The sequence below is a fragment of the Actinomadura sp. NPDC000929 genome, from assembly GCF_040492065.1.
GTDB classification, from domain to species: Bacteria; Actinomycetota; Actinomycetes; order Streptosporangiales; family Streptosporangiaceae; genus Spirillospora; species Spirillospora verrucosospora.
In genome coordinates, this window is record NZ_JBEUPA010000005.1 from 107358 (window position 1) to 129814 (window position 22457).

Annotated in this window: 25 protein-coding genes; 13 read left to right on the forward strand and 12 right to left on the reverse strand. The window is 73.9% G+C overall.

The features are described 5' to 3' along the window. Window positions 1-37: 37 nt before the first annotated feature. The 3 genes from ABWI04_RS03520 (at window position 38) to ABWI04_RS03530 (ending at window position 3050) form a co-directional block, all read left to right on the forward strand. Window positions 38-1654: an AMP-binding protein gene (locus ABWI04_RS03520; protein WP_353831397.1), complete on the forward strand. Its 1617-nt coding sequence runs from the start codon at window positions 38-40 to the stop codon at window positions 1652-1654. Window positions 1655-1708: 54 nt separating this feature from the next. After that, window positions 1709-2497 (forward strand): TIGR03084 family metal-binding protein, encoded by a 789-nt coding sequence (locus tag ABWI04_RS03525; protein WP_345172983.1) that lies wholly within the window; start codon window positions 1709-1711, stop codon window positions 2495-2497. Between the two features lie 79 nt (window positions 2498-2576). Then, window positions 2577-3050, forward strand: a complete 474-nt coding sequence (locus tag ABWI04_RS03530) for a universal stress protein (protein ID WP_345172980.1) — start codon at window positions 2577-2579, stop codon at window positions 3048-3050. An 18-nt stretch (window positions 3051-3068) separates the two neighbouring features. Here the strand turns inward: ABWI04_RS03530 and ABWI04_RS03535 are convergent, their stop codons facing one another. Continuing rightward, on the reverse strand, window positions 3069-3581 hold the full coding sequence (locus ABWI04_RS03535; protein WP_345172978.1) for an O-acetyl-ADP-ribose deacetylase: 513 nt from the start codon (window positions 3579-3581) through the stop codon (window positions 3069-3071). A gap of 253 nt (window positions 3582-3834) precedes the next feature. On the opposite strand from ABWI04_RS03535, the gene ABWI04_RS03540 reads away from it, so the two are divergent. Further along, window positions 3835-4689 carry an NAD-dependent epimerase/dehydratase family protein gene (locus tag ABWI04_RS03540; protein ID WP_345172976.1) on the forward strand — a complete coding sequence of 285 codons (855 nt, stop codon included), beginning with the start codon at window positions 3835-3837 and terminating at the stop codon, window positions 4687-4689. Between the two features lie 8 nt (window positions 4690-4697). Here the strand turns inward: ABWI04_RS03540 and ABWI04_RS03545 are convergent, their stop codons facing one another. Then, the gene (locus ABWI04_RS03545; RefSeq protein ID WP_353831398.1) at window positions 4698-5459 is read right to left on the reverse strand and encodes a dioxygenase family protein; all 762 of its coding nucleotides are present in this window, start codon (window positions 5457-5459) and stop codon (window positions 4698-4700) included. Window positions 5460-5595: 136 nt separating this feature from the next. On the opposite strand from ABWI04_RS03545, the gene ABWI04_RS03550 reads away from it, so the two are divergent. Then, complete coding sequence (locus ABWI04_RS03550; RefSeq protein WP_345173123.1) at window positions 5596-6120, forward strand: MarR family winged helix-turn-helix transcriptional regulator; 525 nt, start codon at window positions 5596-5598, stop codon at window positions 6118-6120. On the opposite strand, the gene ABWI04_RS03555 is transcribed toward ABWI04_RS03550, so the two are convergent. Both ABWI04_RS03555 and ABWI04_RS03560 read right to left on the reverse strand, forming a co-directional pair. Next, window positions 6117-7205: a winged helix DNA-binding domain-containing protein gene (locus ABWI04_RS03555; RefSeq protein ID WP_353831399.1), complete on the reverse strand. Its 1089-nt coding sequence runs from the start codon at window positions 7203-7205 to the stop codon at window positions 6117-6119. The two genes, ABWI04_RS03550 and ABWI04_RS03555, sit on opposite strands and share 4 nt — an antisense overlap. Further along, on the reverse strand, window positions 7195-7830 hold the full coding sequence (locus ABWI04_RS03560; protein ID WP_345172970.1) for a TetR/AcrR family transcriptional regulator: 636 nt from the start codon (window positions 7828-7830) through the stop codon (window positions 7195-7197). Before ABWI04_RS03560 ends, ABWI04_RS03555 begins: the two co-directional genes overlap by 11 nt. 126 nt (window positions 7831-7956) lie before the next feature. Here ABWI04_RS03560 and ABWI04_RS03565 point away from each other — a divergent pair, with 126 nt between their 5' ends. Next, entirely contained in the window at window positions 7957-8769 is an 813-nt protein-coding gene (locus tag ABWI04_RS03565) for a class I SAM-dependent methyltransferase (RefSeq protein WP_353831400.1), read from the forward strand. A 76-nt stretch (window positions 8770-8845) separates the two neighbouring features. Beyond that, window positions 8846-9463 carry a TetR/AcrR family transcriptional regulator gene (locus ABWI04_RS03570; protein WP_345172964.1) on the forward strand — a complete coding sequence of 206 codons (618 nt, stop codon included), beginning with the start codon at window positions 8846-8848 and terminating at the stop codon, window positions 9461-9463. A 13-nt stretch (window positions 9464-9476) separates the two neighbouring features. Here the strand turns inward: ABWI04_RS03570 and trpS are convergent, their stop codons facing one another. Continuing rightward, the gene (gene trpS, locus ABWI04_RS03575) at window positions 9477-10508 is read right to left on the reverse strand and encodes a tryptophan--tRNA ligase (protein WP_353831401.1); all 1032 of its coding nucleotides are present in this window, start codon (window positions 10506-10508) and stop codon (window positions 9477-9479) included. 223 nt (window positions 10509-10731) lie between these two features. Between trpS and ABWI04_RS03580 the strand changes: the two genes are divergently transcribed. From ABWI04_RS03580 to ABWI04_RS03590, 3 genes are all read left to right on the forward strand, one after another. Beyond that, a complete protein-coding gene (locus ABWI04_RS03580) occupies window positions 10732-11220 on the forward strand; it encodes a MarR family winged helix-turn-helix transcriptional regulator (RefSeq protein WP_345172959.1) in 489 nt (162 codons plus the stop codon). A gap of 72 nt (window positions 11221-11292) precedes the next feature. Then, on the forward strand, window positions 11293-12747 hold the full coding sequence (locus ABWI04_RS03585) for an MFS transporter (RefSeq protein WP_353831402.1): 1455 nt from the start codon (window positions 11293-11295) through the stop codon (window positions 12745-12747). 27 nt (window positions 12748-12774) lie between these two features. Continuing rightward, complete coding sequence (locus tag ABWI04_RS03590) at window positions 12775-13242, forward strand: pyridoxamine 5'-phosphate oxidase family protein (RefSeq protein ID WP_345172955.1); 468 nt, start codon at window positions 12775-12777, stop codon at window positions 13240-13242. A 203-nt stretch (window positions 13243-13445) separates the two neighbouring features. On the opposite strand, the gene ABWI04_RS03595 is transcribed toward ABWI04_RS03590, so the two are convergent. From ABWI04_RS03595 to ABWI04_RS03610, 4 genes are read right to left on the reverse strand one after another with little or no spacing between them, the layout of a single operon-like run. Beyond that, the gene (locus ABWI04_RS03595; RefSeq protein WP_345172952.1) at window positions 13446-14354 is read right to left on the reverse strand and encodes a M56 family metallopeptidase; all 909 of its coding nucleotides are present in this window, start codon (window positions 14352-14354) and stop codon (window positions 13446-13448) included. Next, window positions 14351-14734, reverse strand: a complete 384-nt coding sequence (locus ABWI04_RS03600; protein ID WP_345172950.1) for a BlaI/MecI/CopY family transcriptional regulator — start codon at window positions 14732-14734, stop codon at window positions 14351-14353. The genes ABWI04_RS03595 and ABWI04_RS03600 overlap by 4 nt, the downstream gene beginning before the upstream one ends. Before the next feature lie 38 nt (window positions 14735-14772). Then, window positions 14773-15450, reverse strand: coding sequence for a response regulator (locus ABWI04_RS03605; protein ID WP_345172948.1), 678 nt, complete (start codon window positions 15448-15450; stop codon window positions 14773-14775). Next, window positions 15447-16574 carry a sensor histidine kinase gene (locus ABWI04_RS03610; protein WP_345172946.1) on the reverse strand — a complete coding sequence of 376 codons (1128 nt, stop codon included), beginning with the start codon at window positions 16572-16574 and terminating at the stop codon, window positions 15447-15449. The genes ABWI04_RS03605 and ABWI04_RS03610 overlap by 4 nt, the downstream gene beginning before the upstream one ends. A 134-nt stretch (window positions 16575-16708) precedes the next feature. Between ABWI04_RS03610 and ABWI04_RS03615 the strand changes: the two genes are divergently transcribed. After that, window positions 16709-17896 carry a glycosyltransferase 87 family protein gene (locus ABWI04_RS03615; RefSeq protein WP_353831403.1) on the forward strand — a complete coding sequence of 396 codons (1188 nt, stop codon included), beginning with the start codon at window positions 16709-16711 and terminating at the stop codon, window positions 17894-17896. On the opposite strand, the gene bluB is transcribed toward ABWI04_RS03615, so the two are convergent. Together bluB and ABWI04_RS03625 are read right to left on the reverse strand one after the other, a co-directional pair. Then, window positions 17790-18419, reverse strand: coding sequence for a 5,6-dimethylbenzimidazole synthase (gene bluB / locus ABWI04_RS03620; RefSeq protein ID WP_353831404.1), 630 nt, complete (start codon window positions 18417-18419; stop codon window positions 17790-17792). The two genes, ABWI04_RS03615 and bluB, sit on opposite strands and share 107 nt — an antisense overlap. A 52-nt stretch (window positions 18420-18471) precedes the next feature. Continuing rightward, window positions 18472-19314 carry an SMP-30/gluconolactonase/LRE family protein gene (locus tag ABWI04_RS03625; RefSeq protein ID WP_353831405.1) on the reverse strand — a complete coding sequence of 281 codons (843 nt, stop codon included), beginning with the start codon at window positions 19312-19314 and terminating at the stop codon, window positions 18472-18474. 163 nt (window positions 19315-19477) lie between these two features. On the opposite strand from ABWI04_RS03625, the gene ABWI04_RS03630 reads away from it, so the two are divergent. Together ABWI04_RS03630 and ABWI04_RS03635 are read left to right on the forward strand one after the other, a co-directional pair. Next, window positions 19478-19717: a ribbon-helix-helix domain-containing protein gene (locus ABWI04_RS03630; RefSeq protein ID WP_149263024.1), complete on the forward strand. Its 240-nt coding sequence runs from the start codon at window positions 19478-19480 to the stop codon at window positions 19715-19717. Next, window positions 19714-20103: a hypothetical protein gene (locus ABWI04_RS03635; RefSeq protein WP_185031584.1), complete on the forward strand. Its 390-nt coding sequence runs from the start codon at window positions 19714-19716 to the stop codon at window positions 20101-20103. The genes ABWI04_RS03630 and ABWI04_RS03635 overlap by 4 nt, the downstream gene beginning before the upstream one ends. A gap of 10 nt (window positions 20104-20113) precedes the next feature. Here the strand turns inward: ABWI04_RS03635 and ABWI04_RS03640 are convergent, their stop codons facing one another. Then, window positions 20114-22432: an MMPL family transporter gene (locus ABWI04_RS03640; RefSeq protein WP_353831406.1), complete on the reverse strand. Its 2319-nt coding sequence runs from the start codon at window positions 22430-22432 to the stop codon at window positions 20114-20116. Window positions 22433-22457: the final 25 nt, after the last annotated feature.

Genomic DNA, 22457 nt, shown 5'->3' on the forward strand with positions numbered 1-22457 from the left:
CGGTGCTGCCGACGCCCCGTCCCCCGGAGGAGTGCCGATGCTCGACCTGGCGACCCTGCACGAGGCCATCGCCGCCGCGATCCCCGACCGCGAGTGCCTGGTGTGGCGCGAGCGCCGGGCCACCTGGCGCGAGGTCGCCGACCGGACGCGGCGGCTGGCGAACGTCCTGCACGCCCACGGGCTCGGCGTGCGCGTCCGGGACGGCGGCGGCGCGGCGCACGAGCCGTGGGAGTCGCCCCACGACCATCTCGCCCTCTACCTGCACAACGGACCCGAGTACCTGGAGGGCCTCGTCGGCGCGCACAAGGCACGGGTCGCGCCGTTCAACGTCAACTACCGGTACGTGGACGACGAACTGGCCCAGCTGTTCGCCGACGCCCGGCCGGCCGCCGTCCTCTACCACGCGCGGTTCGCGGACGTGATCGGCCGTGTCGTCCGCAGGCTCGGCACCGGCCCGCTCCTGCTCCAGGTGGCGGACGACTCGGGGGCCGCCCTCCTCCCCGGCGCGCTCGACTACGAGGACGCGCTCGCCGAGGCGTCCCGCGAGCCCCTCCCCGTCCGGCCGAGCCCGGACGATCTCCACATCCTCTATACCGGCGGCACGACGGGGCTGCCGAAGGGCGTGCTGTGGCGGATCGGCGACCTGATGACCGGGCCGCTCGGCCTGCGGCGCCGCGACGGCACGCCCCTCACCGACCTCGGCGAGGCGGTCGAGCGGGCCGTCCGCAGCGACGTCCGCGTGCTGGTCGGGCCGCCGCTCATGCACGGCGGGGGCACGTGGTCGGCGCTCGGCGGCTGGTGCGGCGGCGGCTGCGTGGTGTTCCCCGACCGGGTGGACGGCCTGGACGCCGCCGACCTGATGGCCACCGCCGAGCGCGAGCGCGCCACCCGGATGCCGCTGGTCGGGGACGCGTTCGCCCGTCCGATCGTGGCGGCCCTGGAGGCGCGCCCGCACGACCTCGGCTCCCTGCGGACGCTGATCAACTCCGCCGCGGGCGTCAGCCCGGGGGTGAAGGCGCGGCTCCTCGAACTCCTCCCGCACGCCCGGCTCGTGGACGTCCTCGGCTCCTCCGAGAGCGGCTTCCAGGTCACCCGGCACGGCCCGGCGGCGCGGACGTTCCGCGCGGCGCCGGGCACGGCCGTGCTCAGCGCGGACCGGTCCCGGCGGCTCGCGCCCGGCGAGGACGAGCTCGGCTGGCTGGCCAAGGGCGGCGACGCGATCCCGCTCGGCTACCTCGGCGACCCGGTGAAGACCGCGTCCACCTTCCTCACCGTGGACGGCGAGCGCCTCGTCGTCGCGGGCGACCGGGCCCGGCTCCTCGCCGACGGCGCCGTCGAGGTGCACGGACGCGAGGCCACCACGATCAACACCGGCGGCGAGAAGGTGTTCGCGGAGGAGGTCGAGACCGTCCTGCGCGGCCTGCCCGGCGTCGCCGACGCGCTGGTGGTCGGCCGCCCGAGCGAGCGCTGGGGGACGGAGATCGTCGCGGTGGTCGGCCCGTCCGGCGCCCCGTCCGACCGGGAGCTGCGCGAGGGCTGCGCCGCCCATCTCGCCCGCTACAAGATCCCGAAGGCGTTCGTGCGGACCGACCGCGGTCTGCGGCTGCCGAACGGGAAGGCCGACTACGCCGCCGCGCGCGAGCTCCTCGGCTGAACGGGATTCCGTGCGGCCCTGTACCGGCCGCCCCCGGCACGGGATCATGGCGGGATGCCGGACCTGACGCTCCTGCTCGCCGACCTCGCCGCCGAGGGCGACTCCGTCGACGCCCTGGTCGCGCCGCTGGCCGCCGGCCGCTGGGCCGACCCGACCCCGGCCGAGGGCTGGACGATCGCGCACCAGATCGCGCACCTGGCCTGGACGGACGCGCAGGCCGTCGTCGCGGCCACCGACGCCGCCGCGTTCGCGGGGATCGTCGAGGAGGCCATGGCCGACCCCGGCGGCTACGTCGAGGCCGGTGCGCGGGAGGGCGCCCGGGAGGAGCCCGCCCGCCTGCTCGCCCGCTGGCGGGAGAGCCGCGCCCGGATGGTGGAGGCGCTGGCCGCCGTCCCGCCGGGAACGCGCCTGCCCTGGTTCGGCCCCCCGATGAGCGCCGCGTCCATGGCGACCGCGCGGCTGATGGAGACCTGGGCGCACGGCGAGGACGTCGCCGACGCGCTCGGCGAGCGCCGCGCGCCCACGTCCCGCCTCCGGCATGTCGCGCACATCGGCGTCCGCACCCGCGACTTCGCGTTCCGCACCCGGGGCCTGGAGCCCCCGGCCGAGGAGTTCCGCGTCGTCCTGCGAGGACCGGACGGCGACGAGTGGACCTGGGGCCCGCCGGACGCCCGCCAGTCGGTCACCGGCCCCGCCCTCGACTTCTGCCACGCGGTGACCCAGCGCCGCCACCGCGCCGACCTGGACCTCACCGCGACCGGCCCCGACGCCGACCGCTGGCTGGACGTGGCGCAGGCCTTCGCGGGCCCGCCCGGCGCCGGCCGCGCCCCGGCGCGCGGCTGAGCGGGTCCCGCGCCTGAGAGATTCGCCACTGACCTCCGCGTTCGCGTTCGCGGCGCGCGGCGGTGGAGAAGTTGATCGTATGACAGTTCTCATCGCATACGACGGTTCTGACGACGCGCGGGCGGCCGTGGAGTACGTCGCGCGGCACCTGCGCCCCGGGCCGACCGTGATCATGACCGTGTGGGAGCCGCTGCTGACCCAGATCTCCTGGGCGCCGCTGGCCGCCGCGGTGCCCGTGGCGGGCAGGATCGACGAGGGCGAGCAGTACGAGGAGGAGAAGCAGGCGGAGCGGCTCGCCCAGCAGGGCGCCGACATCGCCGCCAAGGCGGGGCTGACCGACGTGGCGGTGCGCGCCGAGCGCGGCGGCGGGCCGGTGTGGGCCGCGATCGTGGACGTGGCGGAGGAGCTGAACGCCTCCCTCGTCGTCACCGGCTCCCGCGGTCTGGCGGGGGCCCGGTCGGTGATCCTGGGCAGCGTGTCCACCCGCGTGCTGCACCATGCCCACCGCCCGGTCCTGGTGGTGCCGCCGCCGAAGGGCGACGACGAGGGCTGAGCGTTCCCCCGAGGAGCGCTAGAGCGCTCCCACGACACGCTCGAAGGCGTCGTAGGCGGCCTCGGTGAACAGGACGAAGCGGGCGTCCATCACCTGGGTCGGGGTGCCCCGGACGGTGCCGACCGCGATGCGGGCGGCATCGTCCACGGGCCAGCCGTAGATGCCGGCCGACACGGCGGGGAAGGCGATCGAGTCGACGCCCAGCTCGTCGGCGACGCGGAGGGACTCGCGGTAGCAGGAGGCGAGCTGGTGGGAGCGGTCCTCGGAGGAGGAGTACACGGGGCCGACGGTGTGGATCACCCACGCGGCGGGCAGCAGGCCCGCCGTCGTGGCCACCGCCTGGCCGGTCGGCAGGCCGCCGCCGTAGTGCGACGAGCGGAGCCGGCGGCACTCCTCCAGGATCTCCGGGCCGCCCCTGCGGTGGATCGCGCCGTCCACCCCGCTCCCGCCCAGCAGCGACGAGTTCGCCGCGTTCACGACCGCTCCGACCCTCTGCTCGGTGATGTCGCCGTGGACAAGAGTGATCTTCATGTGCCGCCGTTCCTTCGCCGTGCCGAATCCCGTCAGAGAACAAGAATTCTCGCCCGCGGCGCACGCGAAACGCGTTCGGGCGCTTCCCGGCGGTACGCTCATGGCGGACGAGCCGCCGGGGGGCGGTGTGGCCCGTCCGACTTCGTCCGGCCGGACGCAGGGGGGTGTCCATGCGGAACGCCGGGCGTGACCAGTGCTGGCAGACCCCACAGCAGACGATGCACGATGGCGTGAAAGTCGCGGAGGTACCCCCTTGAAGATTCTCCTCGCCGGAGCGACCGGAGTAGTCGGCCGCCGGCTGATCCCGCTGCTCGTCCAGGCGGGCCACGAGGTCGCAGGGACGACACGCCGAACCGAACGCACCGGCATGGTCCGCGACCTCGGGGCCGCGCCGGTCGTGCTGGACGTGCTCGACGCCGCCGCGGTGCGCGAGGTCATGGAGGCCGAGCGCCCCGACGCCGTGGTCCACCAGCTCACCGACCTCAGCGCCGAGGACTTCCAGGCCAACTCGCACCTGCGGATCGTGGGCACCCGCAACCTGGTCGACGCGGCGAAGGCCGCCGGCGTGCGGACCATGGTCGCGCAGAGCATCGCCTGGCTGTACGTGCCGGGCGACGCGCCCGCCGTCGAGACCGACCCGCTCGACTCGCACCTGCCGCCCTACGCGGGCATCGCGGCGCTGGAGCAGGCGGTCTCTGAGATGCCGCACGGCGTCGTCCTGCGGTACGGGGCGCTCTACGGCCCCGGCACCTGGTACGCCCCCGACGGCGCGATCGCCGAGCGGGTGCGGGCGGGCGGCCTGCGCGAGGCGCCGTCCTGGACGTCGTTCGTGCACGTCGACGACGCGGCGTCGGCGGCGCTCGCCGCCCTGGAGTGGCCGGCCGGGCCCGTCAACATCGTCGACGACGAGCCGGCGACCACGGCGGACTGGCTGCCGGTCTACAGCGCGGCGCTCGGCGCGCCCAGCCCGGGCAGCGCCGGCAAGCACGCGGCGGCGACGGGCCGTCCGGCGTCCAACGCCAAGGCGCTGAGCCTCGGCTGGAAGCCGCGGGTCGCGTCCTGGCGCACCGGTTTCGCGCGGATGGACGTGCCCGTCCGGACCGACTGACCTCCCGGTCAGCCGAACTGGAACGAGCGCTTGGCCAGTCCGAGCCAGTAGCCGTCGATGACCGACCGCCGTCCCGAGGCGGCGTCGGCGTCGGCGCCGAGCGCCACGAACAGGGGCGCGAAGTGCTCCGTCCGGGGGTGCGCGATGCGCGCCGCCGGGGCCTTGGCGCGGAAGTCGAGCAGGGAGTCGACGTCGCCGCCCCGCACGGCCCGGTCCGTCCACTCGTCGAACTCCGCCGACCAGGCGGGCGGCGCCGCGTCCGGGTCCGGGCGCATCTCCCGCAGGTTGTGCGTGGTGAAACCGCTCCCGACGATGAGGACGCCCTGGTCGCGCAGCGGCGCGAGGCTCCGCCCGATCTCGAAGAGCCGCTCGGGCTCCAGGGTGGGCATCGACATCTGCAGCACGGGCACCTCGGCGTCCGGGTACATCTCCACGAGCGGGACGTACGCGCCGTGGTCCAGCCCCCGCTCCTCGTCCTGGTGGACGCCGGGGATCAGCTTGCGCACGTCGTCGGCGAGGGCCGGCGCGCCGGGCGCGTCGTACCGGACGTCGTAGTAGCGCTGGGGGAAGCCCCAGAAGTCGTACACGAGCGGCACCGGCCGGGTCGCGCCGATGCTCAGCGGCGCCTCCTCCCAGTGCGCCGACACCATGAGGATCGCCTCCGGCCTCGGCAGTTCCGCCGACCAGCGGGCCAGCTCGGCGGTCCACCGGTCGTCGTCGGCCAGCGGAGGCGCGCCGTGGCTGAGATAGAGCACCGGCATCCTGGTCATGTCCACCCTCCCCTTACTTGAGAGTTCAACCATACTCGACATCATTGAACTTTCAAGTCTTGAGGGTTCAAATGCCGGGTAGAGTGGAGGCATGGCCGAGACGATGACCGGCGACGGGACGACGACCGACGAGACGATGACCGGCGAGACCACCGGCGAGGCGACCGGCGGGACGACGGCCGAGCCGCGCTGGCTCGACGACGACGAGCAGGAGACCTGGCGCGCCTTCCTGTGGACGTCCCGGCTGCTCGGCGAGGCGCTCGACCGCCAGCTCCAGCGCGACTCGGGCCTGCCGCACGCCTACTACATGATCCTGGCGATGCTGTCGGAGGCGCCCGGCCGCGCGCTGACGATGACCGAGCTCGCCGAGATCGTCCACTCGTCCCCGAGCCGCCTGTCGCACGCGGTGAACCGGCTGGAGGAGGCCGGCTGGGTGAGCCGGTGCAAGCCCGCCGCCGACCGGCGCACCACGATCGCCCACCTCACCGACGAGGGCTTCGCCGTCCTCGCGAAGGCGGCGCCGGGCCACGTCGCCGAGGTCAGGCGCCACCTGTTCGACCCGCTCACCCGCGAGCAGATGCTGGCCTACCGCGAGATCCTGCACGCCCTCCTGGGATCCCTCGACCCGAACCGCGAGGCGCCGTGCGCCCGCGAGGGCTAGACGAACTCCACGCCGTGCGACTTCGCCTTGGGGTGCGCGGCGGCGAGCAGGCGCATGCCCTCCTCCTCCAGCGCGGCGCGCTCCGGCGCCGGGACGGGGGCGAACGGCTCGATCCGCAGGACCGCCTCGCCGCGCGCCTTCTCGATCTTCCACATGCCGTGGACGAAGCCGTCCACGAGGAACGTCGCGCGGATGATGCCGTTGACGGTGAAGACGCGCCTGCGGTGCTCCTCGGAGATGATCCGCGCCCGGTCGGCGTGGGACAGCAGCAGGTTGTCGAAGTCGGGGACGAACCGGACCGGCGCCTCCGCGCCGGGACCGGGGCGCGGCGCGTCCGGCAGGTCGTACAGCGTCCTGCCGTTCTCGTCGCGGAAGGTCACCAGCTCCGGCCCGAGCCGCTCGACGACCTCGCCGAGGCGCGTGAGCCCGGCCCACTGCTGGACGTCCTGGACGCTCGCGGGCCCGAACGCCCCCAGGTAGCGCCGCACGAGGTCGTCCAGGGACGGGTCGGGCGCCGCGGGTCCGAGCCAGTTCTCCAGCGTCGTGTGCCGGGCGGTCCCGGACGAGCCCCATATCCCCCGCGGCGGGACCTGCACGAGCGGCAGCCGGCAGCGGACGGCCCACGCCAATAGCGCCGGGTCCTCGTCCGGCCACCGTTCGGCCAGCAGCGCGCGCAGATCCTTGTCGGAGCGCGGCTCCTCCTCCAGCAGGGCCCGCGCCCACGCCGTGACGGCCTCCAGGTCGAGGTGCCCCAGTTCGGCCGCCCGCGCCTTCAGATAGTTGTCGAGGATGACCTGGGTGATCGGCCGCAGCGCGCGGGCGTCGCGGGCGCTGACCAGGTGCAGCGTCCCGCGCATCAGGACCATCCGCAGCGCCCGGCGGTCGGCGATCAGCTCCCCGGCCTCGTCGAGCGCGTAGTCCGCGAGCCGCGTCCACAGCCCGATGTGGGGCGGGTTCGGGGCCTGCGCCTGCAGGCCGACCAGATGCTCGATCGCCTCCAGCGCGGGCATGGCGTGCCGCTCCAGCAGGAGCTGGCGGGCCAGCAGTGCGCGGTTGAGCGCGCGTCGTCCCAGCTCAGTCGTCATAGCGGGTGACCAGCTCCTGCCAGCTCGGCGCGGGACCGGGCGGTTCCGGCCGGTCCGCGAGGTTCAGGGCGTCCAGGAACAGCGCCAGGTAGCGGTGCCGCAGCCGGTTCATCCGCTCGTCGTCCCCGATCCGGATGCCGTGCAGGTGTTCGAGGATCACCGAGACGTCGCCGACCTCGATCCCGGGGCGCAGCGCGCCCGCCTCCCGGGTGCGCTCCAGCAGCCGCCGCGTCGCGACGTGGATCTCCCGGCCCTTGCGGCTCATGTCCTCGGTGACCTCGAAGCCGCCCGCCAGCCGCATGGTGAGCGAGCCCGCTCCGATGTCCAGGCAGCGGCGCATGAACGCGGCGAACGCCTCCCACGCGTCGCCGTCGTCGTCCAGGGCCGCCTCCACCTCGGCGAGGTAGCGGTCCATGCCCTCGTCGGCCAGCTTCTGGAGCAGGTCCTCCTTGCTCTTGTACCGCCGGTACAGCGCGCTGATCCCCACCCCGGCGTGCTCGGCCACCGCCGAGATCGGCGCTCCGGGGTCGGCGGTGAACACCGCCCGCGCCGCCTCCTTGATCAGCTCGTCGTTGCGGGCGGCCTGTGCCTTCCGCCCGCTCATGGGCTCTCGTGCCGTCTCCATGCCCGCCATCCTAGCGGAACGAAGAATTCCGTTCTACGTCTGGGAACCGGCGGCCTTGACCCGGCCGCCGTCCGCCTCCATTATGAACACACGTTCATGAACAAGTGTTCACATGAAGGAGGCCGGATGACGGAGATCGTCAACACCCACCAGGCGGAGGCGTGGAACGGGTACGAGGGCGAGCACTGGGCCGAGAACCACGACCGGTACGACGCCATGAACGGCGGGTTCAACGACGCCCTGCTGGAGGCGGCGCGGATCGGGCCGCGCGACCGGGTCCTCGACATCGGCTGCGGGAACGGGCAGATCACCCGGCTCGCGGCGAGGCGGGCGTCCCTCGGCAGCGCGACGGGCGTCGACCTGTCCCGGCCGATGCTCGCCCGCGCCCGCTCCCTCGCCGGGAGGGAGGGCGTCGCGAACGTGGCGTTCGAGCGGGGCGACGCGCAGGTGCACCCGTTCCCCGCGGCCGGCTTCGACGTCGCCCTCAGCCGGTTCGGGATCATGTTCTTCACCGACCCGGTCGCCGCGTTCGGCAACGTCCGGCGGGCCCTGCGCGAGGGCGGCCGGCTGGCGTTCCTGTGCATGACGCCCCCCGCCGAGAGCGACATGGCCGCCCTCGCGGCCGCGCTCCCGCCCCTCGACCGTCCGCCCGTCGGGCACGGCGGCCCGCTGTCGCTCTCCGACCCCGACCGCGTCGAGGAGGTTCTCGGCGGCGCGGGTTTCCACGACGTGTCCAGCCGCAGGGTCGAGGCCGAACAGGTCTGGGGACGGGACGCCCGCGACGCCGGGGAGTTCTTCGCCGGGTGGGGGCCGATCCGCCACAACTACGGCGCGGGCGAGGAGGTGCGCGACGCCCTCGTCGAGGCGATGCGCTCCTTCGAGCGCGACGGCGCCGTCCGCCTGCGCGCCACCGCGTGGCTGGTCACGGCACGGCGATGAGGCGCGCCACCGGGCGGCGGCCCCCGCCCGGACTCGCCGCGCACGGGTCCGGGGCCGCTCATTACGATGCGGGGTGATGTCACCTCGAAGAGCGGCGGCGCTGGGCGCCGGCGACCGCACCCTGCGCGACCACCTGATCGCCACGGCCGAGCGGATGATCGCCGAGCGCGGGACGGCGGGCCTGACCGTCCGGGCGATCGCGCGGGAGGCCGGCGTCGCCGACGGCGTCCTCTACAACCACTTCGCCGACAAGGAGGAGCTGCTCGCGCACGCGCTGCGGGCGCACGCCGAGTCGGTCGCACGGCCGCTCGGCCCCTTGCCCGAGCCCGGCGCCGGCACGGTCGAGGAGAACCTGCGCGCGTACGTGGCGTACGGTCTCGCCCTGCACGACGGGGTGCTGCCCGCGCTGGCCGGGCTGGTCGGGCACCCGGCCGTCCTCGCCCGGTTCGCGGCGCTGAGCGGCGGGGGCGACACCTGGAGGGACCGGCTCGCCGCCTACCTGCGCGGCGAGCGCGACCTCGGCCGCCTCGCCCCGCAGGCCCGGGTCGAGGCGGCGGCCTCCCTGATCGTCGGCGCGTGCCACGAGCCGGTGCTGTCGGTGCTGTTCCAGGGCCAGGGCCTCGCGCACCGCGTGTCACCGGACGTCGTGGACGACCTCGTCGCGACCGTCCTCAACGGCCTCGCCCCCCGCTAGGGCGCCCCGCTCCTCACGACGCCATCGCCTCCCTGACCTCCGCCAGCGTGCGGTCCGCGATCGCGTTGGCGCGCTCGTCTCCCTCCGCAAGGACCTGGCGCAGGTACGCGCGGTCGGCGGCCAGCTCGGCGCGGCGGGCGCGGATCGGGCGCAGGAACTCGTTCACCGAGTCGGTCACGACCTTCTTCAGCGCCGCCGAGCCGCCGTCGCCGATCTCGGCGGCGACGGCGTGCGGGTCGCGGTCCTGGCAGAGCGCGGCGAGCAGCACCAGCCCGGAGACCTCCGGGCGGGTCTCGGGCGCGTAGGCGATGGTCCGGTCGGCGTCGGTCACGGCCCGCCTGATCAGCCGCGCCGTCTCGTCCTCGGTGGCGGAGAGCGCGACGGCGTTGCCGCGGCTCTTGCTCATCTTGCGGCCGTCGGTTCCGAGCAGGAGCGGCGCGGACGACAGCAGGGCGTCCGGCACCGGGAAGACGGGCCCGTAGCGCTCGTTGAAGCGGCGCGCGACGGTCCGGGTGATCTCCTGGTGCGGGAGCTGGTCCCGGCCGACGGGCACCAGGTTGGCCTTGCAGAACAGGATGTCGGCGGCCTGGTGGACGGGGTAGGTGAACATCAGCCCGCTGACGGCCGCCTGCCGGGACGTCGCGATCTCGTCCTTCACCGTGGGGTTGCGGCTCAGCTCCGCGATCGACACCAGCGACAGGAACGGCAGCATGAGCTGGTTCAGCGCGGGGACGGAGCTGTGCCGGAAGATCGTCGCCTTGGCCGGGTCGATCCCCGCCGCGAGGTAGTCGGCGACCAGGCCCTCGACGTACTCCGACAGGTGGTCGGCGACGTCCCGGTCGGTGAGCACCTGGTAGTCGGCCACGAGGACGAACAGCTCCACGCCCGCGCGCTGGAGCCGCACCCGGTTGGCCAGGGTGCCGAAGTAGTGCCCGAGGTGCAGCGGGCCGGTGGGGCGGTCGCCGGTCAGGATCCGGAAGGCTCCGGGGTCGACCGCGATGCGTTCTTCCAGCTCGCGGCTGCGGGCTTCAGGGGTGGTGTCCATGGGGTCCTCCTCGTCGGGTCCGGCCGTCCGCCGGTCCGGTCCCGGTTCGCCGAGGAGGAGAAAGGGCCGTCCAGCGGACGGCCCGATCGCATGCGTCGTTGTGGCCGTCCTAGGACGGCCACCAGCCGAGACATGCGGTGCGCTTCACCCCTCGATGCTACTCCATCGGATGTGCGGGCTGCCAGATAATCTAGAACGGAACCATCTTGGGTAGGCTGGGCGCATGACCTCGATGGCCCCCGCCCGCACGCAGACGGACCTGTCCTTCCTGCTCGACCACACCAGCCACGTGCTGCGCGGCCGCATGACCGCGGCGCTCGCGGAGATCGGGCTGACGCCGCGCATGCACTGCGTCCTGGTGCACGCGCTGGAGGAGGAGCGCACCCAGATCCAGCTCGCCGAGATCGGCGACATGGACAAGACCACCATGGTCGTGACCGTGGACGCGCTGGAGAAGGCCGGGCTCGCCGAGCGGCGCCCCTCGTCCCGGGACCGGCGGGCCCGGATCATCGCCGTCACCGAGGAGGGCGCGCGGGTCGCCGCCCGCAGCCAGGAGATCGTGGACGGCGTCCACGCGGCGGCCCTCGGCTCGCTGCCGGACGACCAGCGCGAGGCTCTCGTCCGCGCACTGAACACCCTGGTCACCGGGCATCTGGCCACCCCGCCGGAGGCGTCGGCGCCGGCCCGGCGGGCCCGCGAGCGCCAGAAATAAGCCCGTCCCAGATCGTCTGTAACAAAACTATCTGCTACGGTCTCTCCTGTACCTCCCGACAGGAGATGACCAATGCCCTCCCTCTCGCTCTCCCCGCTCCGCTCCCGATGGGCGGCGCTCGGCGTGCTGTCGGCCACGATGCTGATGACCATCCTCGACGGCAGCATCGTCACGGTCGCCGCCCCCGCCATCCAGGACGACCTCGGCTTCTCGCCCGCCGGGCTCAGCTGGATCATGAACGCCTACCTGATCCCCCTCGGCGGCCTGCTGCTCCTCGCCGGACGGCTCGGCGACCTCGTCGGCCGCCGCACGCTGTTCCTCGCCGGGAACGCCGTCTTCACCGCGGCGTCGGTGCTGGCGGGCGCCGCCACCTCGTCCGGCCTGCTGATCGCCGCCCGGTTCCTGCAGGGCGTCGGCAGCGCCCTCGCCTCCGCCGTCGTGCTCGGCATCCTCGTGACGCTGTTCGCCGACCCCCGCGAACGGACGAAGGCGATCGGGGTGTTCAGCTTCACCGGCGCGGCCGGCGCCTCCATCGGGCAGGTGCTCGGCGGCGTGCTCACCGACGCGCTGAGCTGGCACTGGATCTTCCTGATCAACCTGCCGATCGGCCTCGCCGTGATGCTGCTCGCCCTCCCCGCGCTCCCCCGCGACCGGGGCGCCGGCCTGGCCGCCGGCGCCGACGTCGTGGGCGCGGCGCTCGTCACGTCCGGGCTGATGCTCGGCATCTACACGGTCGTCAAGGTCGAGCGGTTCGGCTGGCTCTCGGCGCACACGCTCGGCCTCGGCGCCGTGTCGCTGCTGCTGCTCGCCGGGTTCGCCGTCCGCCAGTCCCGCGCCGCGACCCCGCTGATGCCGCTGCGGATCCTGCGCTCCCGCAACGTGTCCGGCGCCTACGTCGTCCAGCTGCTGACCCTGTCGGCGATGTTCTCGTTCCAGGTGATCGTCGCCCTCTACATGCAGCAGGTCCTCGGCTACAGCGCGCTCGGCACCGGCCTCGCGATGCTCCCCGCCGCCGTCTCGATCGGCGCGGTGTCGCTGCTGGCCTCCGCCCGGCTCTCCAACCGCTTCGGCGAGCGCTTCGTGCTGGTCGCCGGGCTCGTCCTGCTCATCGGCGCGATGGCCTGGCTCACGACCGTCCCGGTGGACGCGGACTACGTCACCGACCTGCTCCCGGTCTTCGTGCTGATCGCCGGCGGCGGGCTCGTGCTGCCGTCCCTGACCGGGCTCGGCATGTCCAGCGCCCGTCCCGAGGACGCGGGCCTGGCGTCCGGCCTGTTCAACACCGTCCAGCAGGTCGGGATGGCGCTCGGCGTCGCGGTCATGACCACGCTCGCGGCGTCCCGTGTCGAGTCCCTGCGGGCGGACGGGCGGGACACCGCCGCCGCCCTCACCGGCGGCTACCACCTGGCGTTCACCGTCTCGGCCGGCCTGCTGGTCGCCGCGCTCGCGGTGTCGCTGCTCGTCCTCCGCCGCCCGGCGCCGGTGGCCGCCGCCGCGCCCGTCGAGTCCGTCCCCACCACCGTCTGACCCCACCACCACCTGAAGGAGATCACGATGACCGAGTACGGCCCCGGCCAGGGACCCGGCCCCAAGCCCGTCGGCGAGGACGAGCTGTCCCGCCTCCTCGGCGAGCAGCAGTTCGGCGTCCTCGCCACGAACCGGAAGAGCGGCCACCCCCACGTCTCCACGGTCGTCTACACGTGGGACCCGGACGAGCGCGTCGTGCGGATCTCCACGACGGCCGATCGGGCGAAGGTGAAGCAGCTCCGGCGCGACCCGCGCGCCGCCCTGCACGCCTCCGGCCCCGGCCACCTGTCGTTCGCGGTCGCCGAGGGCGCCGCGGAGCTGTCCGCCGTCAGCGAGGAGCCCGGGGACGCGACCGGGCGCGAGCTGCTCGCGATGACGCCGGGCTTCGACGACCCGGCGGACGAGCGGGCGTTCCTGGAGCAGATGGTGAAGGACCGACGGCTGGTCATCCGCCTGCGCGTCGCCCGCCTCTACGGCACGGTCCTGGCCGACTAGCGGCACGGGCGGGCGGCGCTGCCGCGGGGCCAGGGCCGGTCCCGAAGTGGCCCTGGCCGCGCGCGCGAACGCGTGACCTGCCCGGTGGAGCGAAGCCGGAGGCGAGCGGAGCCGGGCAGATCGCGAAGCGATGCCGCGTTCGCCCAGGCCCGGTCACGCAGCGAGCCGCCAGGCGAGCGAAGTGGGCCGGGACTGCGAAAAGACTAGTGCGGCAGGACCAGGAGCAGCAGCGGGAGGACGGCGATGACCGGGACGGCGACCGACGCGGCGAGGCGGGTCCGGCGGGGCAGCGGCTCCGGCTCCAGCAGCCGGTTCACCCGCGCCATCACCGGGATGTCGCTGTGGGAGGCGACGCCGAGCGTGCCGGACGGCGCGGCGGCCGGGCGGGCGGCCGCGAAGCGCAGCAGCGCGGTCGCCAGCTCGCGCGGCGGCCGGCCGTGCCGGGCGCGGTCGTCGGCGGCCATCTCGATCAGCAGCTCCACCGCGTCCAGGCACCGCCCGACCAGCCGGAACTGCGGGAAGACCTGGCGCAGCGACGCGAACGGCAGCAGCACCAGGTCGTGGCGCTCGCGGGCGTGCGCGCGCTCGTGCGCGAGCACCGCGGCCAGCTCGCCGCGGTCGAGCAGCTCCAGCGTCCCGGCGCTGACGACGACCTTGGACGAGCGGACGCCCGGCACGCAGTACGCCGCGGCGCCGGGGTGGTCGAGGACGAGGGTGCCGGGCACCGAGGAGTCGCGGCGCGACACCAGCGCGAGCAGGGCCCGGTGCCGCCGCCGGGCCCGCACGACCCGCAGCACCGCGAACATCAGCATGACCAGCAGCACGCCGGTCAGGCTGATCGCGGCGAGCAGGGCCGCCACCTGCGCCGGGTTGAGCCGGGCCGCCTGGTCGTCGTACAGGCCGGGCAGCCCGCCGAGGACGCCCTTGCGGTACGGCAGGAGGGCGAGCCCGAGCAGGGCGCCGATCGTGGCGACGCCCCAGCACAGCCCGAGGGCCTGCCAGAGCGCGATCCCGATCCGGGGCGTGCGCCACGTCCACCGGGCCCGGGACAGCAGGTGCGCCCCGCCGACGGTCCCCAGTGAGATCAATGCGAGCAGGGCGGTGCCGGTCATGCCGGAGGTTCCTTACCGGTGAGGCCCGCGAGGGTCTGGCGGATCACGTCGATCTCGTCCCGCGACACGGAGCGGACGAAGTGCGCGAGCGCCGCGTCGCGGTCACCGGTCTCGTTCAGGGCCCCGAGCATCAGCTCGGTGACGTACATCTCGCGGCTCGCCACCGGGTGGTAGCGCCAGGCGCGGCCGTCGCGCTCGCGTTCCAGGAAGCCCTTCTTCGCGAGCCTGTCGAGGACGGTCATGACCGTGGTGTGCGCGAGGTCCCGGTCGTCGGCGAGGGCACGGCTCACGTCGCGCGCGGTGGCCGCCTGGTGCCCGGCTTCCTGCCGCGCCCACAGGACCTCCATGACCGTGCGTTCAAGCTCTCCCAGACCCTTCACGCGTCCCAGATTATCCGACGGCCACCGCACTGACCACGTCAGGTAGTACTACCGCCCGTAGGGGGCGCGACGAGGCCGGACTCGTAGGCGATGATGACGAGCTGGACGCGGTCGCGGGCGGCGAGCTTGGCGAGCAGCCGCGCGACGTGCGCCTTCGCGGTGGCCACGCTGATCACCAGCTCCGCGGCGATCTCCTGGTTGGACAGGCCGCGCCCGACCAGGGTCAGCACCTCCCGCTCGCGCTCGGTGACGCCCTCCACGTGCCGGGGGCGCCCCGCGGCCGGTCGCGGACGCGCCGCGAACTCCTCGATCAGCCGGCGGGTGACGCTCGGCGCGATCAGGGCGTCCCCGGCCGCGACGACGCGGATCGCCGCGAGGATCTCCTCCAGCGCCATGTCCTTGACGAGGAAGCCGCTGGCGCCCGCCCGGAGCGAGCCGTAGACGTAGTCGTCGTCGTCGAAGGTCGTCAGCATCAGCACGCGGGCGGTGCCGGGCCCCGCGCCGCGGATCCGGCGGGTGGCCTCGATGCCGTCCATGTCGGGCATGCGGATGTCCATCACGACCACGTCCGGGGCCAGGTCCGCCGCGAGGCGGACCGCCTCGGCGCCCGTCCCGGCCTCGCCCGCGATCTCCAGGTCGGGGGTGTCGGCGATCAGGACCCGCAGCCCGGCGCGGATCAGCGGCTGGTCGTCGGCCAGCAGGACGCGGATCGTCATGCGGCCGCCGGCGCCGGGATCCGCGCCGCCACCCGGAACCCCCCGCCGGGCCGCGGGCCCGCGGCGAACTCGCCGCGCAGCAGGGCGACCCGCTCCCGCATCCCGACGAGACCGTATCCGGTGCCGACCACGCCGCCGGCCCCGTCGTCCTCGATCTCGACGGCCAGCTCGCCGTCGCCGTAGCCGATCGTCACCCGGCAGCGGTCGGTGTCCGCGTGCCGGACGACGTTCGTGACCGCCTCCTGGACGATCCGGTAGGCGGACAGGTCGACGTCCGGCGGCAGCGCCCTCGGCTCGCCCGACGTGCGGACGTCGACCGCGACGCCCGCGTCCCCCGCGGCCTCGGCGAGGCGGGCGAGGTCGTCCAGGCCGGGGGCGGGCCCGAGCGGCGCGGCGCCGGGGTCGTCCCTGCGCAGGGCGGTGAGCATCCTGCGCAGCCCCGACAGGGTGTCGCGGCTGGTGGCCTCGATGGCGTCCAGCGCGTTGCGGGCCTCGGCGGGCTGGGTGTCGATGACCCGCCCGCCCACGCCCGCCTGGATCGCGATGATCCCGATGCTGTGGGCGACCATGTCGTGCAGCTCCCGCGCGATCCGGAGCCGCTCGGCCGCGACGGCCTGCGCGGTGGCCTGCTCCCGCATCGCCTCGGCGTGCGCGCGCCGCGTCCGAAGGGAGTTCCCCGTCATGTACGTGACGGCCGCCGCCAGCAGGATCGTCATCAGCAGGATCTCGTCGGCGTTCAGGAAGGCGGTGACGGCCGCGGCCTGGAGGACGCCCGTCGCGGCGCCGACGGGCACGGAGACCTTCCGCGGGCGGGTCGCCGCGATGTATCCGGACGAGACGTCGGTGATGAGGACCAGCAGGCCGGCGACCGCCCCGGACGGCAGCGACACCATGGCGAAGACCCAGGCGAGGAGCAGGATCGCGTGCGCGGCGAGAGCCCGCCGCCGCAGCAGGGACAGCACGAGGACCGTGAGCCCGGCCGCGACGGGGATCTCCAGCTGCTGGAAGGCGGACCTCCCATGGGAGAACGTGAGGAACACGACCACCGGGTACACGGCGGCGCCGCTCCAGGCGAGAACCGTCCCTGCGCCGCGGCTCACGCGGCGCACCGGCAGGGCTGACATGCGCCGATCGTAACCGCCGCCCCCGTCCCGGCACATTGGCCCGGAGGCGTAATCCCGCAGGCTACAAGCGCCTTTCGCCAATGTGGCCGGTGGCCCGATGCGCGGCGGGCGCCTCCGCCGAGACCGTTGCCCGGGTGAAGCGCTGGGCACCTTTCCTTCTGGCCGCCGAAGTTCTCGGAATCGTCGTCTTCTCCGCCGTCTACGACTCGCTGGATTTCCGCATCTACCGGCTCGGCGGGCATGTCTTGACGGATGGCGCGCGCCTCTACCAAGGACAGCTCGCCGAGCACTATTTCACCAACACGCCTTTCATGGCCGCGCTGTTCACTCCGTTGGCCGCGCTCCCGCTCACCCTCGCCCGCGTGCTGTGGCAACTGTCATCGCTGGCGGCCTTCGCCTGGGCGTGCGCGCTCACCGTGCGAATGGCCGGTCGCGACATCTCCCTTGTCCTGGTGGTGGCCGCGGGCCTGCTCCTCCAACCGGTCTGGCAGTCGTTCTTCCTCGGCCAGGTCAACCTGATCCTGCTCGCCCTGGTCCTCGCCGACCTGCGTCGGGTCGCGCGCGGGCGTCCGGCCGGAATCGGCGTCGGCGTGGCGACCGCGATCAAACTGACGCCGGCCGTCTTCGTCGTGCTGCTCCTGCTGAGCAGGCGGACGAAGGACGCGGTCACCGCCACCGCGACCTTCGCCGCCTGCACTTTCCTCGCCTACGCCATCGCGCCGGACGCGTCCCGCGTCTATTGGTCGCGCACCTTCTACGACACCTCTCGCGTGGGCGTGACCTACATCAGCAACCAGTCCCCCTATGGCGCGCTGGCCCGCGTGTTGCGGGGCACGGCCGAGGTGGGCGACTGGTACACGGCGATACCGCTGGCCATCGCCGTCTCCGGCCTCGCGGTGGCCGCCCTCTGGGCTCGACGAGGCGACTGGCTGAGCGCGACGGCCGTCACCGGCGCGACGGGCCTGCTCGTCTCCCCGGTCTCCTGGGCGCACCACTGGGTGTGGATCGTCCCGGCGCTGGCGGTGCTCCTCCGGAACGGCCACCGGAAGAGCGCCCTGGCCGCCTTCATCGTGTTCGCCGTCTCGCCGTTGTGGTGGACGCCCCACAACGGCGACCCGCGCGAGTACGGCTTCCACGTCCTCCTGACCCCGGTCGCCAACTGCTACCTGCTGGCGGGCCTGTCCTTCCTGGCGTACGCGGCGATCCGCCTCCGGGTCAGCCCGCCGGCTCCGTCCAGCGATCGTGGTGGACGGCGGCGTCCAGTGCCCTGCGCCGCCGCCAGCCGTGCCGTTCGAGATCGGGAACGGATTCCAGGTGGGTGACGGGGCCGAGGCAGAGCCAGGCGACCGGGCGGATCGTCTCCGGGATGCCGAGCAGGTCGCGCAGGTGCGGCTCCCGGTAGAACGACACCCATCCGACGCCGAGGCCCTCGGCGGTGGCGGCGAGCCACAGGTTCTGGATCGCCAGGCACACCGAGTACAGCCCCGCGTCGGCGATCGTGTGCCGCCCGAGGACCGCCGGGCCGCCGCGCTCGGGATCGTAGGTGACCACGACCGACAGGCTGGACTCCAGGATCCCGTCGATCTTGATCCGGGCGAACCGCTCGGCGGCGTCGCCCGTCAGGGTGGCGGCGAAGGCGGCGCGTTCGGACTGGACGTGCTCGTGGAAGGCCCGCCGGATCTCCGGGTCTCCCACGAGCACGAAGTCCCAGGGCTGGGACAGCCCGACGCTCGGCGCGGCGTGCGCGGCCTCCAGCACCCGGTCGAGGACGTCCCGCGGCAGGGGCGCACCGGTGAACTCGCCGCGCACGTCGCGGCGGCGGTGGATGGCGTCGTAGATGTCCATGGCAGGCGATTGTGCCCACGCCGGAGCCCGCGCCGCCCGCCGGGCGGGGGCGTCAGGGCCGTCCGGCGCCCGGGACGTCGACCTCGACGGTGAACACCCGGCCGCTGCCGGGCGCCACCGGCTCGGCCTCGGTCATCCCGCGCCATTCGGCGGCCGTGACGAACAGGGTGGTCCCGCCCGGCCCGCCCAGGACGCAGGCGAAGCCGCCGCGGTCGAGGCCGACCGTGCGCAGCACCTCGCCGCCCTCCGCGACGCGCACGCACCGCTGGTTGGGGACGTCGGCGTACCAGACGGCGCCCTCCGCGTCGACGCAGATGCCGTCCGGGACGCCGTCGCCGAGGTCCGCCCAGGTCCGGCGGCCGGACAGCTCCCCGTCCGCGCCGATGTCGAAGGCCACCAGGCTGCCGCCGTAGGAGTCCGCGACGATCAGGGTGGAGTCGCCTGGCGTCACCGCCATGCCGTTGGGGAAGGCGATGCCGTCCGCCACCTCGCGCACGGAGCCGTCCGGCCGCACCAGGGCGACCGCCCCCGGCGCGAACTCCTCCCCCGCCATCGGGTCGAAGCCGGGCCGGTTGACGTAGACGTTGCCGCGCCCGTCGGCGACGACGTCGTTCCAGCCCGGCCGGCCGAGGTCGGCGTGGACGGCCAGGGAGCCGTCGGGTTCCCGGCGCAGCAGCCGTCCGTCCGCCGAGGAGACGATCACCATGCGCCCGTCCGGCAGCCACGCGGTGCACAGCGGGAGCGAGGCGACCCGCGCCACCACCTCGTGCGCGCCGTCCAGCCCCACCGCGACGACCTCGCCCGCCGTCCAGTCGGAGAAGTACAACCTGTCGCCGTGCCAGCGCGGCGACTCGACCAGTCCGCGGCCGTCGAGAAGCGTCCGCACTTCGTCCATCGTCCTCACCGTCCTCCTCGGATACCGATGTTCCGCCTTCTACACGAACGGCATCCGGCCGGATCGACACCGCGCCCCCGCCCACTCCGCGGTCCGCGTTCCGCTGGAGCCGGGACGACCCGAGTACACACTGGAAGGCCTCCGAGTGTGTATCGTGTGCCCCATGGCGAGACTCAACATCACGCTGCCCGACGAGCTTGCCGCCACGCTCCAGGGGCTCGCCGAGGACAAGAAGATCGCCTCGGTGTCGGGGTTCCTGGCGGACGGCGCGCGGCTCAAGCTGGCCTACCTCCGGGACGCCTCCACGATCGACGACCTGTTCGGGCCGCCGAGCCCCGACGAGCAGGCCATGGTCGACCGGCTGGTCGAGGGCGGCCCCTCGTCCCGCCGGGACGTCGCGTGATCACCGGTCACGTCTTCGACGCGACAGCACTCCTGGACCTCGCCACCGGCAAGACCGTCTACGTCCGCGCCCGGCTCCGGGCGTCCATCGCCCAGCACGCCACCATCGTCATCCCCGCGACGTCGCTCGCCCGCGCCTGGCAGCTCGTCCCCGACCACGGCCGCGCCGTGCTGGAGCGCCTCCCCGGCATGCAGGTCGTGCACGTCGACGACCTCGACGACGTGATCGCCCAGCAGACCGGCCTGCTCGTCACCACGATCCCGAACCTCGGCATGGACGCCGCCCAGGCCGCCTGGTCCGCCCGGTGGCGGCGCTGGCCCCTGATCACCGCCGAGCCCGGCCTCTACGCGTCCGTCCCGGGCGTCCGCGTGGAGCAGATCCCCTAGCGGGCCGCGGTCAGGTCGTGAGCTCCAGTTCCAGCTGCTCGTGGACGGGCCGCGGGGGCGGGGGCGGCGGAGCGACCGGCCGGGAGCGGCCCGGCCACCACCAGTTGGCATGGCCGAGCAGGCTCATCAGCGCCGGGACGAGCATGAGGCGCACGATCGTGGCGTCCATGGCGACGGCGACCGCCAGCCCCAGGGCCATCATCTTCACCATCGGGTCCGGCTGCGGGACGAAGCTGGCGAACACGAAGATCATGATGAGCGCGGCGGAGGTGATGAGGCGGGCGGTGGCCCCGATGCCGGTCACGACGGACTCGTGCGGATCTCCCGTCCGGTCGTACTCCTCCTTGATCCGCGACAGCAGGAAGACCTCGTAGTCCATGGACAGCCCGAAGATCAGGGCGAACATGAACAGCGGGATGAACGACATGATGGGGATCGCCTGGTCGACGCCGAACAGCTCGACGCCCCAGCCCCACTGGAAGACGGCCGTGACGACGCCGAACGACGCGCCGATCGACAGCAGGTTCATCAGCGCGGCCTTCACCGGGACGATCACCGACCGGAACGCGACGACCAGCAGCAGGAGCGCGACGCCCACCACCGCGACCACGACGGCCGGCATGCGGTCCCCGACCGTGGCGGCGATGTCGATGATCGCCGGGTTCTCCCCGCCGAGGTAGATCCGGGCGCCCGGATGCGCGTCCCGCACCTCCCTGATCTCCACGTTCCGCAGGCGGTGGACGAGGTCGGTGGTCGAGGCGGCGTGCGGCGCGTCCCGGGGGACAACCTGCACGATCGCCGTCGTGCCGGTCACGACGGGCTCCCCGGCGAACACCACGCCGGGCACCTCGGAGAGCTTCTGCCGCAGTTCCTGCCCGAGCAGGACCGCGCGCTTGTCGGGCTTCTTGGTGGTGTCCGGCGCCCCCTTGGGAAGGGCCGGCTCCGGGGAGGGGCTCGGCGCGGCCGCCGGCGCCGGACCCGTCAGGCCGGACAGCCCCTCGCGCCCCTTCACGGTCGGGACCACGCGCTTCGGCTTGGCGCGCCTCTCCTCGCCCGGCACCTTCGCGACCACGACGAACGGGCTGTAGTGGCCCGCGCCGAACTCCTCGGCGACGATGTCGTAGGCCTGCCGCGCCTCCATCTTCGGGGACGACATGCTGTCGGCCATCACCCCGAACCGCAGGCTGAGCGTCGGCACGGACAGCGTCAGCAGGACGAGCGTCGCGACGATCGCGTACGGCCAGGCGTGGCGGTCGACGTGGCGTCCCCAGGCCGTCCAGCGGGCGGAGCCGCGGTCCGGGCGCACCCGTGGCAGGCGGTACCGGTCGATGCGCGGCCCCAGGGCGCCCAGGATCGCCGGGAGCAGGGTCAGCGCCGCGGCGACCATGATGGCGACGGCCAGCGCGGCGGCGATCCCGATGCGCCCGATGAAGGCGATCCCGGACAGGAACAGCCCGCAGATCGCGAAGACGACGGTACCGCCGGCGAACACGACCGCGTGGCCCGAGTGCGCCATGGCGCGCCCGACCGCGGTCTCGGCGTCGTCGCCCTCGGCGAGCTGCTGCCGGTAGCGCGTCACGATGAACAGGGCGTAGTCGATCCCGGCGCCGATGCCGAGCATGGCGGCGACCATCGGCGCGGTCGGCGCGATCTGGAACATCGACGCCAGGAAGTGGATCAGCGAGTACGCCACCGCCATCCCGCACAGCGACACCACGATCGGGATTCCCGCGGCGAGGAACGAGCCGAACGCCAGCAGCAGCACCAGCATCGCCAGCAGGATCCCGACGCCCTCCTGCGGCCCGCCCTTCGGCTGGTTGAGGATCATCGCGACGATCCCGCCGAACTTCACCTCCAGCCCGGCCATCCGCGCGGGCTCGACGGCCCGGTTCAGCGCGTCGAGGTCGGCGTGGCCGACGTCGCTCATCGTGCCGGTGAAGTTGAGCCGGACGACGACGGCGGCGTCGTCCTTCAACCCGCCCATCCCCTGCGCGTAGGGGTTCTCGACGAACGCGACCCGGTCGAGCTCGGAGATGTTCTCGATCGACTGCCCGACGGTGAGCGCGACCCTCCAGTCGGCGGGACTGGCCTGGCGCGTCTCGTGGAACACCACGGTCGCGGTCGGCCCGGTCATCGCGGGGAAGTCCTGCCCGAGCGTGTCGAGGGCGCGCTGGGTCTCGGTGCCCGGCAGGGTGCTCTGCTGGACGAACATCCCCCCGTGCGTCAGGCCGAGGACGCCCGCGCCGAGCATCACGGCGACCCAGAGCTCGAACACCGCGCGGCGCCGTCGCACGCAGAGCCGTCCGAGTGCCTCCAGGAAACGCGCCATGCCCGCAGAAAACACCCAATGCATG